Annotated in this window: 2 protein-coding genes; one reads left to right on the top strand and one right to left on the bottom strand. The window is 26.3% G+C overall.

The features are described from left to right. Positions 1 to 91 precede the first annotated feature (91 nt). Complete coding sequence (locus HMPREF0202_RS05375; protein ID WP_023052232.1) at positions 92 to 946, bottom strand: hypothetical protein; 855 nt, start codon at positions 944 to 946, stop codon at positions 92 to 94. A 183-nt stretch (positions 947 to 1,129) separates the two neighbouring features. On the opposite strand from HMPREF0202_RS05375, the gene corA reads away from it, so the two are divergent. Beyond that, positions 1,130 to 2,179 (top strand): magnesium/cobalt transporter CorA, encoded by a 1,050-nt coding sequence (gene corA / locus HMPREF0202_RS05370; RefSeq protein WP_023052231.1) that lies wholly within the window; start codon positions 1,130 to 1,132, stop codon positions 2,177 to 2,179. Positions 2,180 to 2,247 lie beyond the last annotated feature (68 nt).

Below are 2,247 nucleotides of genomic sequence, written 5' to 3'. Positions count from 1 at the left end.
TTAATGTCCTTTTCTACAATTCTTGTCGGCGGCGTTTCCCGCTGACAAAAATTATAGTATCATAATTTCAAAACTTCGTCAACAAGTTTTTTTATTTTTTAAAAATTTGTTTCTCTTTTATAATTAACTCTTCAACAAAAATTAGATTTTCTTCCACCAACTTCTCTTTTACATCATTATAAAACTTTTCACCTAAACTATATTTCAAAGTTTCTCCATACGCCAATATTATTGGTACATATTCATCTTCTAAAAAACCTATTGGATTTTTTCTTCTAAAAGATGAACTTTGTGCAAGCTCTTTATTTATGCATGGAGTATCATAATAATCCTCTATCGTGAATCCTGTAGTAAAATCGTCTGGTACTGTTATATATAGTAAACTTTTATCTTCTTCTGAAATTATATCAATTGGCCATAAACTACAAACTAATGGTTTTTTTTCAACAATCTCTTTTGCACTCATATTTTTTTCTAAACAGATAGAGTGTAGCGAACATAATACCGACTCATTATTAGGTTTAAAAGAACATGTGCATAATGAAATTTCAGCTTCTACAGTCTCATTTGGTACCATACACTCATCCTCTTTTATACTTTTTATTATATCTTCAACTTCATAACCACTTTCTAAAAGAATATCTATATTCTTAGTTTTTTTATTATAACTTTCAATATTTTCTAAAACAAAATCTCTCGTTATTTTTTCATACACTGTTGGATTATCTGCACAGCAAGGATCTTGACATTTAAAACAATCAAAATTGGCTAAATTAGAAAATGCCGAATAATCAACAAGTGCTTTATATTTTATTCCTCTCATTACAACTTCAGTTTCTAAAATATCTACTCTAGAGAAATGTTCTTTTAACATTTCTTCTCTTTCTTTACTAACCTTATATACCTCTTTACCTTTGGGGTGATTTAAAAATAAAAAATAATTCATTTTTAGCTCCTTAACATTTTAATAATTAGTTTTATTTTAACATATAAGCTCTTTTTTTTATATTTTTTTTAATTTATATAGAATTAGTTACTTTCTATTTATTTAGATGTTGTTTTTATCTTTTACTTATAGTAATATACTAAGTATAATATATTACTATACTATCTAATAGGAGGTACTATTTTGAATAAAAAAGTTGGATTACAACCTGGAACTCTTGTGTATACAGGTGATAGGCAATCTACAATTGAAATCCCCATTACTCACTATACCTATAACCATGAATCTTTTAAAAAAAATAGTTTTATCTTTAGGGACAATCTTTTTATAGAGTTACACCCTTCTCATGTTAACTGGTTAAATATTGGCGGGATTCACAATACTGAGCTTATCAAAAAAGTTGGAGAAGCTTTTAATATAGATTCCTTAATTTTGGAAGATCTATTAAACAATTCTCAAAGACCTAAGTTAGAAATTAGAGATGATTATATTTTTATTACATTAAAAATGATTTCTCATTCTAATAAAAAAAATAAATATGAATATGAGCAAATATCTTTTATTTTATTTTCAAATCTTTTAATAACTTTTCAGGAAAACCCATTTGATGTTTTTGACAGTATTAGATGTCGTATCGAAAAAAGAAGCGGGCGTCTTAGAACTAAAAAAGAGGGGTATCTTACATATTCTTTAATTGATAGAATTGTTGATAACTATTTTGTTATTATTGAAGATCTAGAAGAAAGAATTGATGATTTAGAAGATAAAGTTACTACCGAGCCTAAAAAAGAAGATTTTGACGAAATCTTAGAACTAAAAAAAGAACTTTTAAAATTCAGAAGAGCTTTAGCTCCTTTAAAAGAAGTTTCTTCAAAATTTAAAGATTCAGATATTCAAGAGTATCTAGGTGAAGACATCGATATTTACTTACGTGATTTACAAGATCACATTATAATAGCAAATGAATCTAACGATGCACTCTTCAATAGAGGAAATGAACTTTTACAACTTTATCACTCTACTATTAGTACTGGTATGAATGAAATTATGAAAGTTTTAACAATGATTTCTAGTATTTTCATTCCTTTGAGTTTTCTAGCTGGACTTTATGGTATGAATTTCCAATATATGCCTGAATTAACTTGGAAATATGGATACTTTTTTATTTTAAGCTTAATGATATCAATTATTTTAGGAACTGCTTATTTTTTCAAAAAGAAAAAATGGTGGTGACATATTTATACTTTTATATAGGAGGATATTAATAACATGGAACAAACTTTAACAACTTTTATTAATGA

The organism is Cetobacterium somerae ATCC BAA-474 (genome assembly GCF_000479045.1).
GTDB classification, from domain to species: domain Bacteria; phylum Fusobacteriota; class Fusobacteriia; order Fusobacteriales; family Fusobacteriaceae; genus Cetobacterium_A; species Cetobacterium_A somerae.
This window is presented reverse-complemented; position numbering and strand designations above follow the sequence as displayed.

What these genes read in the sequence shown, in the direction of transcription:
- HMPREF0202_RS05375 (WP_023052232.1), bottom strand. Translation starts at nt 946, where the DNA reads ATGAATTATTTTTTATTTTTAAATCACCCCAAAGGTAAAGAGGTATAT.